General features: G+C 57.2%; 2 rRNA genes. Both read right to left on the bottom strand.

Features of this window, described 5'->3' with window-relative positions:
- Positions 1 to 7: 7 nt before the first annotated feature.
- Positions 8 to 124, bottom strand: a 5S ribosomal RNA gene (rrf, locus tag OUY22_RS36260).
- A gap of 80 nt (positions 125 to 204) precedes the next feature.
- Positions 205 to 3,316: ribosomal RNA gene (locus OUY22_RS36255) — 23S ribosomal RNA — on the bottom strand.
- Positions 3,317 to 3,384 lie beyond the last annotated feature (68 nt).

The raw sequence follows: 3,384 nt of genomic DNA, 5'->3' as shown, positions 1-3,384 counted from the left end.
AAAGATTGTCCGGCGGTGACCTACTCTCCCACACCCTCCCGAGTGCAGTACCATCGGCGCAGAGAAGCTTAACTTCCGGGTTCGGAATGTAACCGGGTGTTTCCTTCCCGCCATAACCGCCGTAACCCTCCGAAACACACAAACCAACGGCTTGTTGTCTCAGAATTGCCTAGTGGACGCGAGCAAAACTCAAAAGAATGCTTTGTGGTCAAGTCCTCGGCCTATTAGTACCGGTCAGCTCCACACGTTACCGCGCTTCCACCTCCGGCCTATCAACCCGGTCATCTCCCGGGAGCCTTACCCCCTCACAGGGTGGGAGACCTCATCTCAAGGCAAGCTTCCCGCTTAGATGCTTTCAGCGGTTATCCCTCCCGAACGTAGCCAACCAGCCATGCACCTGGCGATACAACTGGCACACCAGAGGTTCGTCCGTCCCGGTCCTCTCGTACTAGGGACAGCCCCTTTCAAGTCTCCTGCGCGCGCAGCGGATAGGGACCGAACTGTCTCGCGACGTTCTAAACCCAGCTCGCGTACCGCTTTAATGGGCGAACAGCCCAACCCTTGGGACCTACTCCAGCCCCAGGATGCGACGAGCCGACATCGAGGTGCCAAACCATCCCGTCGATATGGACTCTTGGGGAAGATCAGCCTGTTATCCCCGGGGTACCTTTTAGCCGTTGAGCGACACCGCTTCCACACGCCGATGCCGGATCACTAGTCCCAGCTTTCGCTCCTGCTCGACCCGTCAGTCTCACAGTCAAGCTCCCTTGTGCACTTACACTCAACACCTGATTGCCAACCAGGCTGAGGGAACCTTTGGGCGCCTCCGTTACCCTTTAGGAGGCAACCGCCCCAGTTAAACTACCCACCAGACACTGTCCCCGATCCGGATCACGGACCAGAGTTAGACATTCAAAACGACCAGAGTGGTATTTCACCAACGACTCCACCCGAACTAGCGTCCGAGCTTCCCAGTCTCCCACCTATCCTACACAAGACGCTCCAAACACCAATGTCAAGCTGTAGTGAAGGTCCCGGGGTCTTTCCGTCCTGCTGCGCGAAACGAGCATCTTTACTCGTAGTGCAATTTCGCCGGGTCTGCGGTTGAGACAGCGGGGAAGTCGTTACGCCATTCGTGCAGGTCGGAACTTACCCGACAAGGAATTTCGCTACCTTAGGATGGTTATAGTTACCACCGCCGTTTACCGGCGCTTAAGTTCTCACCTTCGCCGACTCGAAAGCCGGCTAAGCGGTCCCCTTAACGTTCCGGCACCGGGCAGGCGTCAGTCCGTATACATCGTCTTACGACTTCGCACGGACCTGTGTTTTTAGTAAACAGTCGCTTCCCCCTGGCCACTGCGACCCCCACCAGCTCCCACCGCAAGGATGTTCACCAGCAGAGGTCCCCCTTCTCCCGAAGTTACGGGGGCAATTTGCCGAGTTCCTTAACCACAGTTCACCCGATCGCCTTGGTATTCTCTACCTGACCACCTGAGTCGGTTTAGGGTACGGGCCGCCACAACACTCACTAGAGGCTTTTCTCGGCAGCATAGGATCATCCACTTCGCCACAATCGGCTCGGCATCACATCTCAGGATCAATGCGGGGCGGATTTGCCTACCCCACTCCCTACATGCTTACCCCAGGACAACCATCGCCTGGGCTGGACTACCTTCCTGCGTCACCCCATCGCTTACCTACTACCCGATCGGATCGAGCGTTCACCCTGACCCCAGACCCGAAGGCCCGAGCGAGCTAAGGACTCTTAGCATCACGAGGTTCGATATGGGCGCATTGAAGCGGGTACGGGAATATCAACCCGTTGTCCATCGACTACGCCTGTCGGCCTCGCCTTAGGTCCCGACTTACCCTGGGCGGATTAACCTGCCCCAGGAACCCTTGGTCATCCGGCGCGAGGGTTTCTCACCCTCGATTCGCTACTCATGCCTGCATTCTCACTCGCACAGCCTCCACCACTCGATCACTCGGCGGCTTCACCGGCAGCACGACGCTCCCCTACCCACCAACAAGACTCAACGTCCCATCAGTGCCACGACTTCGGCGGTGTGCTTGAGCCCCGCTACATTGTCGGCGCAGAATCACTTGACCAGTGAGCTATTACGCACTCTTTCAAGGGTGGCTGCTTCTAAGCCAACCTCCTGGTTGTCTCTGCGACTCCACATCCTTTCCCACTTAGCACACGCTTAGGGGCCTTAGTCGGTGATCTGGGCTGTTTCCCTCTCGACTACGAACCTTATCGCCCGCAGTCTCACTGCCACGCTCTCACTTACCGGCATTCGGAGTTTGGCTGACGTCAGTAACCTTGTCGGGCCCATCGGCCATCCAGTGCTCTACCTCCGGCAAGAAACACGCAACGCTGCACCTAAATGCATTTCGGGGAGAACCAGCTATCACGAAGTTTGATTGGCCTTTCACCCCTACACACAGATCATCCCCCAGGTTTTCAACCCTGGTGGGTTCGGTCCTCCACCCAGTCTTACCTGAGCTTCAACCTGCCCATGCGTAGATCACTTCGCTTCGGGTCTACAGCATGCGACTCAAACGCCCTCTTCAGACTCGCTTTCGCTACGGCTCCCCCACACGGGTTAACCTCGCCACACACCATAACTCGCAGGCTCATTCTTCAAAAGGCACGCAGTCACATCACACGAGGACCGAAATCCTCGTAAGCTCCTACGGCTTGTAGGCACACGGTTTCAGGTACTCTTTCACGACCCCTCACCGGGGCACTTTTCACCTTTCCCTCACGGTACTCGTGCACTATCGGTCACCAGGGAGTATTTAGGCTTACCAGGTGGTCCTGGCAGATTCACACAGGATTCCTCGGGCCCCGTGCTACTTGGGATCCCCTCCAGCAGTCGACAAGGTTTCGCCTACCCGGCTCTCACGGTCTCCGGCAGCCCTTCCCAGAGCTTTCGACTACCCCATCGATTTCTCACTGCCCGGTCGACCGGCAGATCGACCAAGAAGGTCCCACAACCCCGGACATGCAACGCCTGCCGGCTATCACACACGCCCGGTTTGGCCTCCTCCGCTTTCGCTCACCACTACTCACGGAATCACTCTTGTTTTCTCTTCCTACGGGTACTGAGATGTTTCACTTCCCCGCGTTACCACCAACCGCCCTATACATTCAGGCGGAGGCAACACCACATGACTGGTGCTAGGTTTCCCCATTCGGACATCCCCGGATCAACGTCTGGTTGGCGACTCCCCGAGGCTTAACGCAGCCTCCCACGTCCTTCATCGGCTCCTGATGCCAAGGCATCCACCGTGTGCCCTTAAAAACTTGGCCACAAAGATGCTCGCGTCCACTATGCAAATCTCAAACAACAAACAGCAACCAGACCCGGACACCCCACA

The sequence above is a fragment of the Nonomuraea corallina genome (genome assembly GCF_027620315.1).
Taxonomy (GTDB): domain Bacteria; phylum Actinomycetota; class Actinomycetes; order Streptosporangiales; family Streptosporangiaceae; genus Nonomuraea; species Nonomuraea corallina.
This window is presented reverse-complemented; position numbering and strand designations above follow the sequence as displayed.